The sequence below is a fragment of the Methylophilus sp. UBA6697 genome, from assembly GCF_002454655.1.
Classification (GTDB): domain Bacteria; phylum Pseudomonadota; class Gammaproteobacteria; order Burkholderiales; family Methylophilaceae; genus Methylophilus.
On record NZ_DKJH01000011.1, the window covers coordinates 11,121 to 31,233 of the forward strand.

Sequence of the window (20,113 nt, forward strand, 5' to 3'; positions counted from 1 at the left end):
AAAAACGCCCACCGGTTGGTGGGCGTTTTTACGATCAAGCGTTTAATCCTCCAGACGAATCGTTTTTACCGTCACGATAGGCGGCAACTCTTTAGGCGTGACACTTTGATTATTCATCTGATTACCCAGATTTTCAGTCATGGTATTGGCAGCGCCTGCAGAAGTACTTGAAGAACTTAACGCTGCACCAGCCAGACTACCCGTATCTGCCACAGGAACCCCGGAAGAAGTACCTGAAACGGTAATATTGGAGCTATTCAGCACTTGTGTAGCGCCTACCAACAGATTACCCGCAGCTACGCCTGCTTCACCCGCATCCAACACACCACGCGGCGCGAATAACGCAACGGTAGCATCTTCGAGTTTAGGCCCTTGCAGTGGACCACTAGGACCATCTGGGTCATAAGTCTGTGCACGAATGCCAGAACCAGAAGCCACCCCTTTTACCTCGACAGTCACATCGCCGTTGGCGTTGATGCTGACCACGCGCTCAGGCACAGACTGTGCTGCTTTGGAGCCTCTGCCGGCATCAATATCACCATGATTGGACCAGATCAGAATATCGCTACCATACTGCGTAATCACTTTCGACTGGTTCACAAGGAAGTTACCGTCAGCGTAAGCGCCGATATTGCCACCTTTCTCAGTCACAACACCAATATCGTGCTCAAGTGAGTTGTTAGAAGCCACGCCAGCATTAATCAAGCCGCCAGGGGCAAACAGGTTAATATTGCCATTCCTGGAGGTCCTGATCTGGCTTTGATACATCAGCAGATCGCCGGAGTAGTCCTTGCCAGAGAACAAGGAGGCAATGACATCGTCACTTCTGGTGGTGCTGGCGGTCTTGATATACTCCCTACCGGCTTCCAGTAATTCAGCCTGGAATTGCCTCAAGGCAAAAATCTCTTTCCTGGTCGTATCCAGCACCAGGAATGCAGTCATGGCCTCCTGCGCAGTATACGGCTTGCCAGTCGCTGGATTTTTGCTGCCGGTGACTTCATTCATGTAAGCCTGTACACGTGCAGCGGTGGCCTGTCGATAATTAGTCAATGCAGTAGCATCGCCTTGTAGAGATGCAGGGCCGCTGCCGGTTGGGTCAATATAGGTGCTGACAAAACCATCGATATTAGTGCCCGATTTGCCCATACCTGCCAGTAAGGTAACGTTAGCGCTGTTGTCAGCCAGGTTAGGGTTCACGGTATTCGCCAAAGAGAGAATACCGCTGGTATTACCCAAATCGATAGTGCGGCCTGCCTTGATCAGTACCTCTCCTGGGCCGCTAATATCAATACGTGCCTGCTGCTTACCGTTTTCCATGACAAAATCTTTACCGGCGTGAATTTCTGACACATCATCCACATTATTATGCTGAATAGAGGCATGCAAGGTCACGTTATTACCAGCATTGATATAAACTGGTTTAGAAGATTTGATGCCATAGATATTGGTGCTACCCTTCTCAGTGGGCGTCCCAGTCATTCGAATGTCGCCATCACGTGCCACAATCACGGCTGTTGTTGAATCGTTTTGATGCACGGGTACAGCAGAAACACCAGTTTTAATACTCCCCAGAATGCTTGTAATGTTGCTGTCAATTGGACTACCTGTCGTAGGATTAAAGACGTTCAAAACAGCACTTAAATCTGCATCTGAAATCAAGATATTCGCTGTAGGGTTGATATTTCCACTTGTATTCACACCACTGACAACACTACCAGCGGCCAATAAACTCAAGTTGCCACTCGCTGCTGGTGCCAGCAGCATCTTATAGGTCGTAATATCCCCTGTAAACGCAGTCACATTGACTGTACCCGGGTGGATAGCAGCCATATCATTATTGGTTAATGTCGTGTACCCCGCTGAATTAAGGCCCGTACTCACAATCGACTGCCTGTTACTTTGCCCGACTTCAACGTTGCCTGATAAAGAAGCTACATTCAAGGCAGAGTCTGCTGAATAGGTATTAAAGAAAGTACTATTTGCAACCTGGTTCTGCGCCAATGTACTGCCTTGCACCCAAAGAGTAGGATTAAACGCGGTCTCAATCTTCAGATTATTCTTAGCACGCACGTCCGCACTAGCGTCCTGCAAGGCAATCACCGTGCCAGTCGTGCCCGATTTAAGTACGCTATCACCAGCCTCTAACGCTAATTCCCCACGACCAACGTAATACACCCCATTAGTCAAGTTACCACCTGCGGAAACAGACACATCGCCGCCGCCATTGACCAGGCTCTTACGTACCTCATTACCTTTAGCATCCAGCGTTTTGACAAACTGTGCGTTCGTTGCAGAGGAAGCTGACACGTTAGTGATATTTCCACCCGCCTGAATATTAACGTTACCACCACCTAACGCGGCAACGCCTTGCTGGAACAGGTCCGGGCGCACCCACCAGCTGGTATCCGCGCCGTTACCGCCTTGGCGCAACAACCATTGGTTGACACTTTGCGTCGTGGCCGCGCCAGTGATATTGCCAACGACATCAATGGCAATATCTCCGCCATTATTCACATAGCTGGCGGCAGTCGGTACGTTAGTGCCTACGGATGCCGGGGTAAATCCGCTCAGAGCTGCCTCCTCTTTACCCACCGTATAAATGACGGAGCCGACATTCCCCAAGGTCATATTGCCACCGGAAGCAATAGTGATATTGCCCTCACCTGTACGGATGAGTTTATTACTTGCCAGCGTGAAATCACCAGTCCCTGTTTTGGTCTCAGTGATATTCGCAGCACTATAGTCAGCCCCGGCAATCAAATTAAAGTTAAACGTGTTTGCATTCGGCTGTAACACGCCTGCTGTAGTCGCGGTGTTGAAGCCATCGCTTAAAGAACCACTGAAGGTCAGATTACCATTTGAACGCAAAGTCAGGGAGCCACCGCGCCCCGGCAGCAACGCAGCAAATGAGCGCAAATTCACATCGGCTGTGCCAACCGTCATTGCGGTTGCCGTGTTGCCAGTGGTGCTACGCACCTCAATATGAGGCAACACTTTCGCGCTGCTGCCATCTTGCGTCAGTGCGTAATTGCCTGCACCAGTATTCGCATTATAGAAACTGTTGGTATCACTGATCATGCCGGCCATATTGGCAGCGGTAAATGCTGTAGCTGTATAAGTACGGCTGCCTTCAACCGTAACTTCGCTCGCGCTTTTGATCGCAGCAGTCGTGTTAAACGCCACATTCACAGTATTGGTAGTGCCCGTGGTTCCGCGTGCACCTCTTAATGTCACCGAGCCATCGTAGCCATCGACGCCCACTTTGCCATTAGCCGCGGCATCATATCCGCTAGTGTCGATCAGGGCGCCAGTATCAGCAGATACCGCATTCACAGTAGACAGGCTGTTAGAGGAGAGCAGCACAGAACCACCAGACCCTGTTTGCCGGTCTCCGCTAGACTGATTGGCCGCTTGGCCACGTGCGGTGATTTGCGCAGTATTAGCCAAGGTCACCAAACCATTGGCATAAATAGCTACATCACCGCCTTTGTCGCCATCGGCATTAATATGCCCGGCAACCGTCGCATTGCCGCCATCAACCCCCAGGGTAAAGGCATGCGCAGTGACGGTATCCCCGGCGGCAATGGTGACGTCACCACTACGCACACGAATATCACGGTTTTCATTAAAGCGGCCGCTTTCCAGCGCTTTATTCACATCGCTGAAATTATCTAAACTGGCGACATCCAGCTTGAGTGAGGCAGTCTTTTGATCTTTGGCCGCCTGGCCTTGCAGGGTGCCATCAGCGACCACAAAGCGACCATTCTTCGCTTCTACTTGCAATGTACCGGCATTCCCGGCAGTGGTGCCGCCTTTGAGATTCAACAGCACATTATTTTCGATCTGGACATTGCCTTGCGTCGAGGTCAGGTGCACATTGCCTGCATCCGTCGTGGCGGAATGGGTACTATCAAAAGCAACCGTCGCCGCAGAGACGTCAATCGAGCCTCCTGAAGCCACTGTCAGATTGCCGCTACGTGCCACCGCATTTACAGCACCGGCATTCAACACCAGCTTGCCACCCAACTGCATATCGGTTGCAGACAGGTTAAGCGTTGCGCCCAGGCCTGAGGTATTCGCTGACTGCTGACCATTGCTCACTGTCTGCAGGCTACCAGTACTTGCAAGAGAATAGTTGGCCCCAGAATCTGCCGTCATTACAGCACTGCTCATGGTTGTCTGGTCAGCGTTGATATTGACCGTCCCTGTACCTGTAAAACGGATATCTTTATTGGCATTCAGACTGACGCTATTAAATCCACCAATATTAGTGGACACACTACCCGTGTCGCCGAAAGTAATCTGGTTGGCATTGATGGCCAGTTGCCCATTGAGGGCTACAGGTGCAGTAAATAAAGCGTTATTTGTGTTTTTAAGCACAAAATTATTGGCATTGATATTCACATTACCGGCGTCATGATGCGCAATTCCCGCAGTATTAAACGTGATATTCAGATTGTTATTGCCAAAATTAACCGCACCCAGAATATCGATGTTTTTATAGCTATTAAACGTGATCGCAGATAAGCGGCCAAAATCACCCAAGGTATCTGAGTTAATATGCGTTGCCCCGTTTACGGGCTGGTCACCAATGGCATACTGATTGGCTCCCAAAGTAACCGTCCCACCATCAGCGACCTCAATAGTGCCCGATTGATCAAAGGCATTAGTGGCATCCAGCACCATAGACCTTGCCGCAGTGACACTTGCGCCATGTTCAATGGTTAACTTGCCTGTTGTCGGCGTAGCTGTCACACCTGTTCTGGAGAAGTCGAAGTCGTTTTTGGCCGATACTGCCAACAGTGCACCATCACCACTGGTGACAAGGGTTGTAGTCCCTGTTTTGTCTTGCTTGGCGCCGGTCTTCACCACCGCACCTTGATTCACAGTGATCGCATCTTTGGAAGCAACAATCAACTCACCAGATTGCACGGCATGATCAGAGTCGTTACTGAAAGTCACATTGGAAGCAGTCGTTGTAATGGTCTGCGTCTTACCGCTTACAGAGCGGCTGCCGCCCAACAGGATAGAGTCCGCATTGATTTTACTGAGTTGATCTGCTGATATCTGCAACACCCCGGCTTGCAGCGGATCAACCGTTGAAACCACACGAATATCGTTAGAAGAAATATCCACCAACGCCCCTTTGGCGCCTGCCACATTGCTGGTATTAATGTCCCCTTCCAGGTTAAGGCCATTCCCTGCCGCTAATACTAATTGGCCAGCATCGTTTGTCAGCCTTGGGACTTCCTTACCATCCCTGATGGCATTCTTGGTTAACAAGGCATTGCCAGAACTCACCAGATACTCAGCCAGGCCTTTATAGTTTTTGGTACCGTAATCTTTGTAAAAACTATTGCCATTGACGATATTAAAACTCGTATATTGGCCGCGGCTAGTGCCATCAATCTTGGTTAAATAGCCTGAAGATAAACCGGTCCCGTCAGCTTGGGTGAGCTGCGTATTGACCTGGACATTGGCGCCGTTGGCACTGACCAGGAAAGCCCCAGGCAACAGTGCATAATGCGCAGGCAGGAGGGTATATTTACCTGCTGCCAAGCCATTGCCCCCAGACAAGTAAATGGCCTGACCAATACCTACATCGGAGCCTGCGCTCATTAGGTAATCATAAGGTGCGTACTGATTGCCCAGCGATGGCAAGACGGCATAATAGCCAGCTTGCGACAATACGTCGACAGAGCCGCCTATACCTTGGATCCACTCATAGGCCATAGTATCGCCATTGCCAGAAATATCCACGCGTGAACCTGTCTGCAAATTCAGGTTATTGGCATTCAGCGTGACTTTTTTCTTGTCAACTGCACTCATGAAGTTGTTGATGGCACCTTTGGTATCGGCCAGTTCACTACCACCAAGTACAGTCACAGCATAAGGAATCAAGCTACCCTCTGCAGACACTGAGGTCAGGCTACCTGGTGCCAGTGTTAAATCATGGCTAGCATTCAGGGTAATTTGCCCCAACGGCGCACGTAACACACCTGCCTGCAGAATAGAATCTGCATTTAAGGTCAAACTACCTACGGCAGATAAAGGCACAGAACTTGCGGTTTTAGCCTGGTTGCTCACTTCAATTCTGCTGCCAGCACCGGTGGCTGTGACCGTAAAATCAACAGCGGTCGCCGGATAAATTTGCGCAGCATCCAACTGAATCAGGCCAGGTGATGAAAGCGATGCGGTGCCCTGCAATGAAGAAATCAGCCCACGCGCCCGAATGTCGGATTGACTGTATAAACTCGTTTGGGCAACCTGATTGATGGCGACCGCCCCTTGTATCTCAATAAAATTTGCCCGGGCCTTGAAGATGTCTGTTCCAACAGCCAGTTGACTACTATCCATATTAACGCTGCTCTTGTTCGCCAGCACTAATGTAGAGGCGCTGAGATTTGCCGAACCAGAGAAAGTCGTGGCATCCAGCGTCAGTAGCGATGGCACACTCATCGTGGTATTGGCGAAATGTATCGCATCGCCAGTCGTAGTACTGACGTTCTCCACGGTCAAGGCGACATTATCAAATCCGCCTTGGCGAATTTGTTCAGCTGAAATTTGGCCGACACCTTGCGCGGTGGTCAAAGGCATTGTAGATGAGTTCGAGGTATTAATGAGATTGGCATTATTACCACCCGCAGTATTATTCGCAGCCATTAACTCCTTGTTGTTTGTCACGGTCAGCACTCGTGTGCCATTAACAAAATACAACGGGGGGTCGCCACCTTCTACAGCGCCGCCATCAACACCGCCTAACGTAATATTCAGTGTGCCGCCCTCACCTTGACCTGACGGGGTGCCCAATAATGCTCCATCCAGCGCAACACCGTCACGTCCGCTCAGTGAGATAACACCTGCACTGCCTGCCACAGACTGGCGTGCATAGCCACCGGGCACAGACAAATCCACGTTACCGCTGGTCCCAGACACATCGATGACTGAACCTTCTTTTGCAATCAATACCCCATTACCAGCAGCTAAAGAGATGCTGCCAGCTTTGGTCACAAAGGCTGTGCGTAAGTTGCCGTCACTGGTAGGCGGCTTGACATATTGTGCCCGTGCGCTCAGCGTGGCATTTTCACCCAAAAACAGACTCAATGTTGGATCAAAGCTCTTATTAGGCAGCGTGAAGTCACCTTTATCAGGGACGATGTTATCAATCGCCAGCTTGATATCACCACCAGGGGCGGTAATATCCCCGAGGATGGTCATCTGGCCTTTAGACGTGAGGCTGACATTACCTCTGGGCCCGGATTGGCTAGCAGGAGTATCCATCACGATACTGGCATTCGACTGCAGCGTCAGGTCATCCCCTGCCACGACCACCATGCTGGCCGGTGTACGCATGCTACCAGCGAGTGATGTCTTCCTGACTAGTGCGTTTAAGTCACTACCACTTTGTGCCACGCGCGCAGCGGATCCCAGAACACGGGAATGTTGCTCAGGGCGTATCGTCACCAGGCTATTGGCCTGGTCACCGATGATCACATCACCGTTCAGGCGGTCCGCATTACTGATGGTGTAGTTTGAAAAACCACCCTGCTGGAAAAAGCCTTCTGATAGCCACAGTGTATTTTCTTGCTGCGGATTGATGCCCCCCAACTGGATGTGATCCACCACCCCTGTCGCCTGCTCACCCTGTAACTTCACCGTTAAATGGCCACCCTGCGTTTGCTGCCCGTCGACCATCATGCCATAACTGTTAAAGCTGCCAGCCCCGATCTTGTTATCTGCCATGGTCACTGTAATGTCACCACCGTGTCCGGCAGTGAGTTGCCCGCGTTGATTGAGCCATGCCCCAGATGAGGCATCCATGCTAGCACCTTGCCCCATATGCAAACCACTATAAAGGGTAATGGTGTCTTGGGTGATGCTGTCATCGGTAATGATGTCACCAGTATCCTTATGAACGACAATGCTGCCAACGGTAATGTTGCCGCCATTGAGCGCAACCTTGCCCAGCATTGCGCCATTGACGCCTGGTAAATCATTCGTAAACAAGCCCGCAACATCGATCTTTACGTTATTAGCCACGTTCACGTCGGCACTTTGACTGGCTGACAGTGCTACTGTGCCGGAAGGCAAACGAATATCGTTATTCACGTTTACCCCGCCACTCCCTAACACATGCAGGCTACCATTCGCCTGCATATTGAGGTCTGTATTGAGGTTGACCTGCCCAGTGGCTTTGATCACTACATGGTTGACCCCATTTGCCAGCATGGCTGTGCTTAACTCGGACGTTTGCTTTTGCTCTGTGCTCAGCTGGCTGTCTTCATTAAAGCTATCAGACAGCGGGGCAGCAGATGAGACGATATTCAAGGCGCCGGAGTTGTTATAGGTCAACTTGAAGGTGCCACCCAATGGTGTGCTATGCGCCCCAGTCTCTCCGCGCTGATAAAGACCACTCACTGTGCTGGCAAGCACATCGCCCTGCAGTGCCATATTGGTTGTCGATACATTGAGGGCGCCTGCATTACCGCCCTGTTGGTAGCCCGGTTGCAAATAGCCGCTCACTGAAGCACTTTTAGCTGCGTTTTCGGTAGAGGCGCCTGCCAAACCATTTAAAGCATTGGCTGTCAGTGCCCATCGGCGGGTCTGACCCCAGCGTCCACTAGAGACAGAGTAGTAATCACTTATGCCCTGGTATGGCGTATTAGGGAGCGCCTCAGAAGCCAGCACCCATTTACCATTGATAAGTAAGCTGCTTTCACGAATCGTACCTTCAGTATAAGTAGTACTGCCTGCTGACAGGTCAATTTTGGATCCGGCTTTGCTGACCATATTCACCGCAGAAAGATTCACCTGCCCGCCATTAGTAGAGCGCTCAGCCACAGTTCTTGTAATGCCAGCCTTGGCTTGATCAATAACACTCTGGCTCAGCAGCTTGGTGCCTTTCCGAGCATCAAGGAACAATATTTCGCCAAACAGGGCGCCGCCCCTTAATACAGGTGAATCCCTTAACTGGTCAGAGTAAAGTTGAATTGCCAGTTGGTTGCGGCTCATGGGTGCGGTCGCATCTACACCTGACACATCAATTAGCGCGTTATCCCCCAGATAAATACTGCCACCATTGTTATTTTGGATATCTGTTGCAGTCACGAATACATGACCACTGTTGGCTGTCACAGCACCATCAATCACAATGTCCTTACCTTGAATATTGATCACTGAACCATCAAGCTCTGTTTGGGTCGTCTGCGTACCATCCAGCTTGTAAAGTGATACTGGCAGCTTCTGTGCATCCGTAATTTCCTCCTTGTCATCAACGTCAATCGCCACAACAGTTTGACTATTTTTGCCTAAGGTCACCTTGCCATATTGCGGATTGATATTAAGCTCCCCACTTTTAGAGCCGATTTGTTCGGCTTTGAGGAAAATAGAGCCATTAGCTCGTACAGAGGTCTTCGCAGAAATACTACCCTGCTGGTTTACCGCCAGGCCAATCAAGCTGGCGTTCCCATGATTAACAATAATGTCACCCAAGTTAGTCGCATTGCCACCAGAGCTGACCTCCACCAACAAACCTGCAAACTTGTCTAGCGTACTGAGATAAACCGTCTTGCCCGCTGCCAAGATGGTTTGACCATCAGGTGTTTTAATCACGCCGCTGTTAGTCACATCAGGCGCCAGCAACATGACTCGGCCGCCAGTGGTAGTCGTAATGTTTGCGCCTTTGGCCACATCAATGACACCAACGGCATCGGCAAAGGAAAATACGGGCTCGGTCTTATTAGACAAAATGCCGTTCTGGTAAATCGTTTCGATATTATTGTTCTTTAAATTATCCAGTGTAGTCGCTGTCAACGAACCCACGTTGACTTGTGAACCAGCGCCGAAATATATGCCATTCTGGTTGGCAATATACACATGCCCATTCGAGGTGAGTGTGCCATTAATAAAGCTTGCCCCACTACCCATGACGCGGTTTAGCACACTCGAAGATGCGTTAGGCATATTGAAGTTGACCGCGGCTTGCGAACCGATATTAAAGCTATCCCAACGAATCACCGCATTCTGAATCGTTGTGTTGATATTCATGGTGTTGTTCACTGGTGTCGGGATACTCACACCGGCCGGTAAGTTATAACCGGGTTGCTGAACTGGCAATGTACTTGCATCGACCGCCAGAACAGGCGCAGATGCCCAGCTCAGACAGCCCGCTATCAGTAACACAACACTCCTCGTTGATATGCGCCATAAAGGACGAAGCATGACTTCTACGCTGGCATCACAATCAACCACACCCGCTAAAGTCACTGTTTTTTGATGAGTACGCGCAATCTCGGCAATGGGTACCAACATGCCCAAGCGTTTGCTAAATACCAACTTGAATCGTAACTTGTTCATCATTTCACCTCGTTTACTTCAGCTAAGCGCTTATTACCAGTCAAAACCCACTTTAAAATGCAGGCGCGTATCACCACTTTCAGCCATCCCTGCTGGCTTGAGTGGCGCAGTGTGTCCATTTTCCAATGTCCAGCTTGATTGCAAGACACGCGCAAAATCCAGGCGCACAAACAAGCCGTGTGCTGCCTTCACATCCCAACCCAATCCGTATGAGGACAGGATGTATTGCTGGATTTGTGAGAACCGGTCATCGGCAAACGTCGCTGGATCACGCGTTTTAGCGTAGCCGTAATCGTAAAAAGCCAGCAGGCGCATTTCCTTCACCCATGAGCCTGCATACTTTTGCAAAGGTGGGGAGCGCAACTCCATCGTCAGGTTGGTACCCGTATCCCCCAGCGCACTGGACTCGAGGAAGCCGCGCACAGTATCCAAACCACCAATAAAGAATTGTTCGTTTGAAACCAGTGAGTCGCCAGTCACTTGCCCGCCTAAAGAGCCATACCATTGCCATTGATAAGGCAAGGTATACGTGTGCTCAAGCTGCCCTCTCAAGTAAGAGAAATTCGACCTTGCCAGGTAACGCCGCTGGGCAAACTCAGCGTCATCGTTAACCAGCGCTTTGGTTGAAAAGACAAAGTTCAGGTCTAACTTGGTGGTACTCTCAGGCATGACCAAATTGCCGGTATAACCAATCAGGAAAGGCAGATAAGTAATCGGGTTATTACCCAAGTCCGCCCCTAGTCTGCGCGTGCTTTCTTTAAAGTCTTTGTAATCCGCGCCCAGGGTCAAATTGTGATTGAAGGATTTAACCGGACTAGGCATGGGGTGAATGTAACGCAGGCCATAAATGTTACCGTTACCGACCACATTCAAATCGCCTACCGCACTGATATCACTTTGAGAAACCACGCCATACATAGCCCAGTAATCTCCAGCGTAAGGAATCACATAGGTGCCCGAAAATACTTTCACCTCGTTAGCATCTTCCGGTGTCACCTGAAAACCTAGACCAATGCTGTGATCGCTTTGCCAGAGATTGTCGTATCTCAGGTTGCCGGAAAGACGTGTCTTTGTCGTGTTCGGTGTGTACCGGTTGTTGTATTCCATGCTGGCGTGTAACGGAAACTTGTCATCTACCTTCAAATCCACTTCAACCATGCCCGGTGACTTGCCTGGACGCAGCACCGGCGCTACCACACGGTCCTGATTAATATTGACCGAGGCAATTTGTTTTTGCACCGTTGGAAAGTGCGGGACATGGCCCTCTTGGAACTCTGTGACGTTTTGCTTGATTTTGCCCAGGGAGTAATAGCGGGAGCCGACCACACTTAAACGCTCAACCTTCCCTTCCAGCACATCCAGCTTAATAACCCCACCGTTTACCTCTTGTTCTGGAATACTCACGAACACCGTCAGGTAGCCAGCCTCATGAAAGCTTTGCTCCAACGCACTACGCGCTTTTTCTACATCATCAATTGAGCGATGCTCACCGAGATAGGGATAAACAGCTTTTTCAATCTCTGTCACGCTGAGCACGGAGTTGCCATTGACCACGTATTCAAAAATATCGAACTGGTCTTTGGCGAGCACTTCTGCAGCCGCTTGGCCGGGAACCTCTGTCCCCCAACCATTCACAGGGTGCTGGGCGGACTCTGAAGCCTCCTCTGCATGCAATGCAAAAGACCACAGAACACACATACAACTCATCACACGCAGCAACAATCGCAACACCTTTCTTTTTTGGTTCAATCGCCTAAAGCACTTCTCAAGGCTTGCCATTTTGAAAGCGCAGCGTGTCACAAAGATGAAATGCGGACTAGTCCGCGGACTTGTTTGTATAGCCCATGTGAGCCATTGCAGGAGGCACTCAGACATTTGCGGATAACAACTGGTTTTTGATTGAATCAGGCAATAAAAAAGCACACCCGGTTCGGGTGTGCTTTTAATCAAACGTCGCAGCTTTTGACTGCTAGTGCTTGGAATTAGAACAATTGTTGTGCTTGGCAGTTGTTACCATTGCGTGAGCCTTTAGCAACCACTGTACCGACCGTGCAAGATGAACCGGCAAATGGGTTCAGTGTCAAACCACGTGGTACTTCAGCACAATCCAGACCAGCAAAAGCACCAACGATTTCGTTGATCACAGTCTCGCCGAATGTACCGGAAGCTGAGTTAGCAACAAAAGATTTCATTTCCATGTGGAAATCGTACAAACCTTGAGCAGCTGTGTAACGTGCGTTAGCATCTGTTGTCTGACCGGAGCCAGCTACTGGCGCTTCAGGGTGAGTGTTATCCAGCTTGATGTAACGATAGCCGTTGGATGATGTATCTGTACGCCAGTTGTTTTCCAGAGACAACACACCGATCGCAAAGCCAGCTGTAGACAACGCAGTTTTTGCGTTACCCGTACCAGAACCTTCGGTGATGATCAAGGTAGGTGTAGAGTCAGCCAGGCCTACAGGTGCCAAAGCACCGGCAATCGCAGCATCACCGTTACATGGATTACGCAGGAAAGTCGCATTGGAAGACGCTTGAGTACCTGAAGTTGGCACACGACGTGCCAGATTCAAGGCAGCTGTAGAACCTGGTACCAAGATACCCGCATCAGCAGCAGTACCACTCACGATAGAAGCATACTGCACGTGAGAAATGCTCGGTGCATTGGCTGGCAAGTAATCAGGATCAGCAGAGTTCGCTGCGGCTACGCTCGCATAGATACCTTGTGCAACTTGCATCGCACGATACAAGGAAGTTGAAGTAGCGATACCAAATGCTTGACCAACGTTAGCGTTTGACTCAACACCGTAACCATCAACGGATACACCGAACAATGCAGCTTCAACGTCAGAGAAACCACCTGCTGGTTTAACAGTTGCGCCATCAGCAGCAGTTGCTGGAGTCACAATCGCACATGAGCGATAGCTTGCAATTGCAGTTTGACCTGGCAAAGACAAAGTGCCCGTTTGAGCAACACAACCAGCGTTAGCACCCAGTTTGCCAATACGGCGCAAATTAGCAGTACCCACTGTACCATCGCCATCAACATCGTTTGGGATATGTGGTGCGTAAGCGTTAAAAGAACCGCCATCAATCGTGTGATAAACCACAGACACTTTACCACCACGTGTACAAGCATAAGCCAGGAAGTTGCTTGCAGCTGAGTTACCTGGTCTTACTGCGGCTGTTGCTGAGCCGTTGTTGAACACGGACAGTGTGTTTGCATCACAACCAGCAGCAAAGCCTTGGAAAACATTGTAAGTTGGTGCTGAAGCGCCAGAAATCCAGGTTTCATTCAATGCGCTATTACCACGCGCAGTATTGATTTGTGCTTGAGTGACAGGCGCAGCAAAAGCTTGACCTGCAAACAGAGTAGCGGCTACAGCCAAGCATACTTTATTAAATTTAAACATTTTTCGCTTCCTTCGATAAAAGATTTGATTAGCGGCCAGCTTGTAAACCGGCCGTTTTTCATGGCTTTTTTAATGTTGTATTAAGCCTTGCGACGACGAGCTACCAAGCCAACTACACCCAGGCCAGCCAGCAACATTGCATAGCTGTCAGCTTCTGGAACTGGTACTACGAATTCCAACAGACCACCGGATGTCATTTTGAATTGGAAGTTACCATTTAAGCCCAGTGTATTGAATGCCACTGGAGAAGCCGCTGTTGCACCTGTCAGTTGTTGCACAACAGTCATAGAGCTATCCAGGTTATCCATAGATACATGGCCTTGGCCGTTGATACGACCTGTAGAGCCGTAAGCCACAGCACGGCCAGCATAGGCCTGTGACAGGTTTGAAGTCACTAAGCTTGCACCATTGTCTACAGCGTTGTGGTTGTCCAACGCGTTGTTGTTGGTCATGTAGCTATTGAAGTTTGCAACTGAAGTCTGCAACTGGTTAGAGTTTGTCAGGTTTGCACCTGATTTATAGGTAGAAATAATGCCCCGTGCGCCTGCACCAGTACCGGTACCATCAGCAGCATAAATCGCCCACTTGGTAGTTGAAGCTGAAGCAGTGCTCCAGAAAGAACTCCATGCATTAGCATAGTCACCACCAGCCACATCAAAAGCAAAGGTTTTAGACAAACCATCTGCAGAAATTGTGCCGTTAGTATGTGCATCAACAACCAGGCTTTGGAAGCTATCGTAACCGTAGCCCAAATCAAATGTTGCCGATGTGTTGCTGTTAAAGTCCAGCAAAGTCAGAATCAGGCTTGAGCTGCCGCTTGTTGCGAACGTCATAGCCGCGTGTGCTGGAATAGTTGCAGCGGACAGAGCCAATGCAGCAACCAATGCTTTTACTTGAAATTTCATAAACTTCTCCTTAATTTTTTGAGCAAACCGAATAGAAAGAGCAAACTACTAATACCTGAGCGAATACGATGAAACTCATCCCAAAAAATTATGCAGTCGCTACATGACAGCCTTACTTTGTAAACCTAGTCCATGTGGACTAGTCTGGCCGCGCAAAATAGCCGCATAAAAATCCTAAGTAGTTTAGAAACTCAAAATGACAGGCTTAAAGTAAAAACTAGTCCGTTCGGACTAGTTGGAGTCATTGCATGAAAGCGGTAAAAATGCGGTGGGTAATCTTTATTGCTTGCGGGTGATCAGGCCCAATTTGAGTGCTTTGCTGGCCGCCTGGCCGCGATTCTCTACATCCAGTTTGCGCAGGATGTTTTGCACGTGATTTTTAATCGTGAGCGGGCTGACTTGCATGATGTTGCCAATCTCCCAATTGGTTTTGCCTGCTTGCAGCCATTCCAGCACTTCCAGCTCTCGCTTGCTTAAAGGCTTGATACGGCCATTGCGCGCGGTGGTGGATAACACGGAAGGACATTTATTAGCAGTGACTTTAACGATCGCGCAATGCAGGTGCGGCATCAGCAACTCGAGCAAATGGGCAGTTTGCGCATTGGCCGCTGAGCTTAAACGGCCAAACATGACCATGGTGGCAATGCGGCTGTGCTCGTTGCCAAAGCCATGCACAACAAAGCGCTTGAGCTCGGAAGCCAGCATGCGCTCAGCATCGACATGCTCAACGGCATAATGGTTATATTGCTGCGCGGCGAGCTCAGTATGGTAAAACACCGGCATACCCAGCTTGCTCCAGCGTGTAAAGGCTTCACTGACCAGGCCATCTTCATCGTTGAGCACCTGGTCAAACTGGGTGTCGCCAAAATAGCGGCTGGAGGTCAGATACTCATAGTCATAACTGGCACGCTCCAAGCTACGCACACCAATAATCACCACCTCATGCGCCAACAAACACTGAAACCCTCGCTGTAGCCAGTTAAAAAGGTGTGAGCGATGCTGCAGACGCAACGACTCCTCAATCACCTCCATAAATAGCGCGCGTTGCTCTTCATTTAGTGCCAACGTCCACTGGTCGCTGGCCTGATCCATCCCTGTTATTGTTGTATCCATGTGTTAACCACATTTATATAAATGCAGCAAGTTTGCTCAGAATTTGTGACAGAAAAATGATTGGCACGTGTCAGTTGATTGATAAATTGATGACAGTGGATTAGCGGTATGACTAGAAAGGGAAATCGGCACTTTACCAACGGCCGGTTTTATTGGCACAGGTCTGTACCCACATGACAATCACATGAATGTCCAGGCAAAGCATGCCTGACAGCGCAGGACCGATTGTCTTTGCTGTGTCACATGGTTGTGGCACAATCAGTCTTATCATGAATGCGTCCGCTTCCCCCCTGCGTCAAATCAGACTGGCATCGTTGCTGGCAACTGTGATCGTGTGTGGCGTAGCACATGCGGAGACGCTCCCTGTTGGCACAGCCTCAACGACGCAGACATTAGCCGAGCATATCCTGCTGGATAACTCCAGCGACATGGAGTTAGTGATCAGTAATATTGACGCGTCGGAGACAGAGAGTGAGCCTTTCGCGCCATCCCCCGCCAGCCAGCCGTCCAAATGGAAAAGCGGTGCAGTCCCTTACCAAGCCGAGGTGCAAGCCGCAGCTGAGGCGACGCAGATAGATCCGGCACTGATCCATGCCGTGATTGCCACCGAATCCGGCTACAACCCCAAAGCGCTGTCACGTAAAGGCGCTTACGGCCTGATGCAAGTGCTACCAGCCACCGCACAAACCATGACTGCCATTCCTGTCAAACAATGGTCGGTGCCGCAGCAAATATTATGGGGTTCGCATTATTTAAGACGCATGCTGGATATGTTTGAAGGCAATGTTCCGCTGGCACTAGCCGCTTATAATGCCGGGCCACAAGCGGTAAAAACCCACCAGCACGCCGTGCCGCCTTTTGCCGAAACCAGGCAATATATTCCCAAGGTGCTTGGCTACTATCAGGCGTTTAAAACCCGGCTCGCACCCACAGGTTACGCCAGCCAGCTCAGTAACTGATCCGCTCTAACGATTTACCCAGGCCTGCTCCAGGTCCGCCAGGGTATTAGGCTCATACACAAACAACCACTCGCGATAATGCTTGGCGCCATGAAAGCCTGATTGGGACTCCTGGTAGCCACTGCTGCGTATGGGAGCCAACAGCGACTGGCTGTGCACGCCAACAATACGGCCATCCCTGATAACTAGGGTCATACCCTGTTTGACCGCAAACGGGTCTGCATACAATTTGCGTAAATGCCGCTTGGGTACCGGAAAGCGTTTGTCTTCTATCAACTCATCCAAGCGTACCGGGTATTGCTTGACCGGCTGCGGTGTAGATTCATAATAGCGCCCAATCGCCAGCCGGTACGCTTCACCGGTCTCCAGCAATTGAGCCTCATGGCTGCGCTGGGATTGCTGCTGCCATATGACCGCCGCCCCCTGCATGCCTATGGCCGCAATCACCAGCGTCACCATCACGCCTATGTAAGAAAAACCGTCTTGCCTGAACATACCCGTCGTTTACCAGTCGGTATAGGCAGAGCCATCGGCAGCCTGCCCGACTGCACTGCTGTGCAAGGTATACACCGCACCTACCACAGGCAATTCCGGCGGCGTAATCACCCAGACATCATTACGCTCGGCAATCGGGTCCCAGGGTAATTTGTCCAGATAATGTTTGTCGACTAACTCCTGCAAGGTGTCCGGATACTGCCCCTGATCGGCATAATATTCATCCAGCGCTTTGCGGGTAGTTGCCAGTTGCTGCTTTAATGCTTGCTCCTTGGCGCGCTGCACGCCATAAAAATAACGCGGCACCGCCAGCGATAACAGCAAGGCTAGAATCGACAACACCACCAGCAACTCTACCAGCGTAAAACCGCGTTGCTTACCATTGCGCATAAGCGACTCCATTGATACCGGTCTGCGTACTTAATGAATACACATCGTAGACATCCTGGCTATAACGTGGCTGCTCCGGCGGGCTATCATAACTGCGCAGTCCCCATTGGCTGGCGGACTGCGTCAATCCCTTGTTCGCCTGGCCATTCAGCATGGGGTCTGTCGGGATACGCCGTAAAAAACGCAAACGTTCATGCTTGGGACTTTTGGCATCTTCCACGCCATCTACCAACACCTGCAAATTGGGTGGATAACCACTGGCATCGGCACTCTTTTTCACCCTGCCCTCATCCGCGGCCTTTTTGTAGGCATCAATCGCGCGTCGCATCTCGCGCAAATGCTCACGTAATTGCTGCTCTTTTTGCCGCTGCACCGTCAGTTGTATCATGGGCGTGGCCACACTGGCCATGATGGCGATAATCGCCAGCGACACCATCAGTTCAATCAAGGTAAATCCGGCCGTGCGTTTCACTATATAGACCATCAAGGAATGACCTTGGGTGCCGGTAAGGTGGTCGTGCCCTGCTCGGAAATACCATTGACGTTATTAGACAAGCCCGGCATGGCTGGCGCAGGCTGCATAGACTCAGTATTGGCCGGTTGTGCATCTGGCGCAGGTAATGCAGCAGGTTCAGGCGCCGGTGCGGATTCAGGCGTGTCATTGACTGGCACATCTGCGGCATCATTCAACTCGCGCTGACGTTGCAACTGCTGTTCACGCGCCTGCTGGCCACGCGCCGGTGCATTGCTCGGCGTACTGTTTAACAAGGGTTTGTCAGAAATTACGGTATCAGTACCGCTCCAGTACTCAGAGAAGGTCGCCTCCGGCAAAGTCACATTGCTGATCACTTTTGGCGTAATCGCCAGCACAATTTCAGTTTTATTTTTTTCATCAATATGACGTGAGAACAAGCGGCCCAGAATCGGGATTTCACCCAAGCCCGGCAATTTGTCGGCATTCTTACGCTCTGAATCCTGAATCAGACCCGCCAGAATCTGGGTTTCCCCGTGCTTCAGGCGCAGCATGGTAGTCGCGTTACGGGTACCGATGTTATAGACCTTGGAGTTATTGCTCAGCGTAATCGCTTCGCCCAGCGAACTCACTTCCAGGTTAATTTTAATGCTGACAAAATCGTCCAGCATCACCCGTGGTTCAACCTCCAGTTTGAGGCCAACATCGACATAAGACACACTTTCTGAAGTGCCCACGTTGGCGGTGGTGTTAGTCGTAATCACCGGCACCTTGTTACCCACCAGCACTTTGGCTTTCTCGTTATTTTTAACGCGGATACGCGGGTTGGACAACAGGTTCAAATCACTGTCTGTGGTCTTGAATTGCAGACTGGGGTTAGGGCTGACACCAATATCAGAAGACTTGATACGCTTGAGCGCTTCCAGCGTCAATTGACTGTCGAGAACGGTGAGTGACGAAGGATAAACGATGCCCAACTGGTTCATTTTGCCGCGCGTGATTTCCATCACCTCAATTTCCAGCATCACTTCCGGGTCGGCAATATCCTGTGCCTTGATCATTTTCTCCGCCAGTGCCAGTACTTCCGGCCTGTCCCTGAGTACCAGCATGTTCAAACGCTCGTCCACATACACATCACGGACCTTCAAAATGGTGCGCAACATATCGGCGCATTGCTTGGCACTGGTGTTGGCAAAGTAAAAGTTGCGGATAAGTAAATCCTGATAGTCTTTGTTCTTTTGCTGCGTAGCCGGATAAACCAGCATACTGGTTGGCGATAACACTTTTTTCTGCAAACCGTTGCTGGCCAGCACCATGTCTATGGCTTCTTCAATCGGCATCTTTTTGACGAAGACTGAAGCCTTAGTTTCCGGCTTGATGTCTTTATCCAATACAAAGTTCACGCCCGTGGCACGTGACAAGGCTTCAAATACCACCTTGATATTGGCATCGCGTAGCTCCAGCGTCACTGGCTTGCTAAGTCCGGTTTGCAATTGTGGCAAGGCCGCACGCGCACGCGGCTCCATCGCAATCAGCTGTTTTTCCAGCGCCTGTGCTTCGGCATTGGTTGGCTGTTCCAGCAATATATCGCGCACCTCTTTTAAGGCCTGCTTAGGATTATCCATATGCTGCTTGACGGCTTCGAGCTGCTTGCGCAAGGCGATTTCACGCGCACTGGCATTCTCATAGGCCAATGCTTTAATATGGTGCGGATCCAGGGTCAGAATACGTGCATATACCTGCTTGGCCGTCGTAATATCCCCTCTGGCATCGGCGGCTTCTGCCTCGGCAGACAGCGCATTAATTGCCTGCTCACGCTCGCGGAACCAGCGATTACGCAGCACGGCATCAGATGGATGTTCGGCCACTTGCTGTGCCAGCTCATGCACTTTACCTTCCGGGGTGGTAGCGGTCAGCTTGGGTGGGAACAGTCCGCAAGAAGACAACACCCATGCCGACAAGCTAATCGCCACAAAGCGCGGCATCGCCGTCTGTAAAGAGGATCTCAAGTTA

The 20,113-nt window shown here is 50.4% G+C and carries 10 protein-coding genes; 1 reads left to right on the plus strand and 9 read right to left on the minus strand.

Translation table 11 applies throughout. From position 1 onward, the window contains the following. Window positions 1-42: 42 nt before the first annotated feature. The 5 genes from B3355_RS04075 to epsA all read right to left on the minus strand — a co-directional run bounded on the left by B3355_RS04075 (window position 43) and on the right by epsA (window position 15,784). Window positions 43-10,359 (minus strand): filamentous haemagglutinin family protein, encoded by a 10,317-nt coding sequence (locus tag B3355_RS04075; RefSeq protein ID WP_292780460.1) that lies wholly within the window; start codon window positions 10,357-10,359, stop codon window positions 43-45. Between the two features lie 30 nt (window positions 10,360-10,389). Continuing rightward, on the minus strand, window positions 10,390-12,054 hold the full coding sequence (locus B3355_RS04080) for a ShlB/FhaC/HecB family hemolysin secretion/activation protein (protein ID WP_292780463.1): 1,665 nt from the start codon (window positions 12,052-12,054) through the stop codon (window positions 10,390-10,392). Between the two features lie 284 nt (window positions 12,055-12,338). Further along, the gene (locus B3355_RS04085; protein ID WP_292780466.1) at window positions 12,339-13,766 is read right to left on the minus strand and encodes a hypothetical protein; all 1,428 of its coding nucleotides are present in this window, start codon (window positions 13,764-13,766) and stop codon (window positions 12,339-12,341) included. A gap of 80 nt (window positions 13,767-13,846) precedes the next feature. Then, the gene (locus B3355_RS04090; protein ID WP_292780469.1) at window positions 13,847-14,671 is read right to left on the minus strand and encodes a PEP-CTERM sorting domain-containing protein; all 825 of its coding nucleotides are present in this window, start codon (window positions 14,669-14,671) and stop codon (window positions 13,847-13,849) included. Window positions 14,672-14,950: 279 nt separating this feature from the next. After that, a complete protein-coding gene (epsA, locus tag B3355_RS04095) occupies window positions 14,951-15,784 on the minus strand; it encodes an XrtB/PEP-CTERM-associated transcriptional regulator EpsA (RefSeq protein WP_292780472.1) in 834 nt (277 codons plus the stop codon). Window positions 15,785-16,053: 269 nt separating this feature from the next. Between epsA and B3355_RS04100 the strand changes: the two genes are divergently transcribed. After that, on the plus strand, window positions 16,054-16,743 hold the full coding sequence (locus B3355_RS04100) for a lytic transglycosylase domain-containing protein (RefSeq protein WP_292780474.1): 690 nt from the start codon (window positions 16,054-16,056) through the stop codon (window positions 16,741-16,743). A gap of 6 nt (window positions 16,744-16,749) precedes the next feature. Here B3355_RS04100 and B3355_RS04105 read toward each other — a convergent pair whose 3' ends face one another. From B3355_RS04105 to B3355_RS04120, 4 genes are read right to left on the minus strand one after another with little or no spacing between them, the layout of a single operon-like run. Beyond that, window positions 16,750-17,238: a type II secretion system protein gene (locus tag B3355_RS04105; RefSeq protein ID WP_292780477.1), complete on the minus strand. Its 489-nt coding sequence runs from the start codon at window positions 17,236-17,238 to the stop codon at window positions 16,750-16,752. A gap of 9 nt (window positions 17,239-17,247) precedes the next feature. Then, window positions 17,248-17,628 (minus strand): type II secretion system protein, encoded by a 381-nt coding sequence (locus B3355_RS04110; protein ID WP_024929357.1) that lies wholly within the window; start codon window positions 17,626-17,628, stop codon window positions 17,248-17,250. Beyond that, window positions 17,615-18,112, minus strand: a complete 498-nt coding sequence (locus tag B3355_RS04115) for a type II secretion system protein (protein ID WP_292780511.1) — start codon at window positions 18,110-18,112, stop codon at window positions 17,615-17,617. The genes B3355_RS04110 and B3355_RS04115 overlap by 14 nt, the downstream gene beginning before the upstream one ends. Further along, the gene (locus B3355_RS04120; RefSeq protein WP_292780483.1) at window positions 18,112-20,109 is read right to left on the minus strand and encodes a secretin N-terminal domain-containing protein; all 1,998 of its coding nucleotides are present in this window, start codon (window positions 20,107-20,109) and stop codon (window positions 18,112-18,114) included. Before B3355_RS04120 ends, B3355_RS04115 begins: the two co-directional genes overlap by 1 nt. Window positions 20,110-20,113 lie beyond the last annotated feature (4 nt).

What these genes read in the sequence shown, in the direction of transcription:
- B3355_RS04115 (WP_292780511.1), bottom strand. Translation starts at nt 18,112, where the DNA reads ATGGTCTATATAGTGAAACGCACGGCCGGATTTACCTTGATTGAACTG.
- B3355_RS04110 (WP_024929357.1), bottom strand. Translation starts at nt 17,628, where the DNA reads ATGCGCAATGGTAAGCAACGCGGTTTTACGCTGGTAGAGTTGCTGGTG.
- B3355_RS04090 (WP_292780469.1), bottom strand. Translation starts at nt 14,671, where the DNA reads ATGAAATTTCAAGTAAAAGCATTGGTTGCTGCATTGGCTCTGTCCGCT.
- B3355_RS04075 (WP_292780460.1), bottom strand. Translation starts at nt 10,359, where the DNA reads ATGATGAACAAGTTACGATTCAAGTTGGTATTTAGCAAACGCTTGGGC.
- B3355_RS04085 (WP_292780466.1), bottom strand. Translation starts at nt 13,766, where the DNA reads ATGTTTAAATTTAATAAAGTATGCTTGGCTGTAGCCGCTACTCTGTTT.
- B3355_RS04080 (WP_292780463.1), bottom strand. Translation starts at nt 12,054, where the DNA reads ATGTGTGTTCTGTGGTCTTTTGCATTGCATGCAGAGGAGGCTTCAGAG.
- epsA (WP_292780472.1), bottom strand. Translation starts at nt 15,784, where the DNA reads ATGGATACAACAATAACAGGGATGGATCAGGCCAGCGACCAGTGGACG.
- B3355_RS04105 (WP_292780477.1), bottom strand. Translation starts at nt 17,238, where the DNA reads ATGTTCAGGCAAGACGGTTTTTCTTACATAGGCGTGATGGTGACGCTG.
- B3355_RS04100 (WP_292780474.1), top strand. Translation starts at nt 16,054, where the DNA reads ATGAATGCGTCCGCTTCCCCCCTGCGTCAAATCAGACTGGCATCGTTG.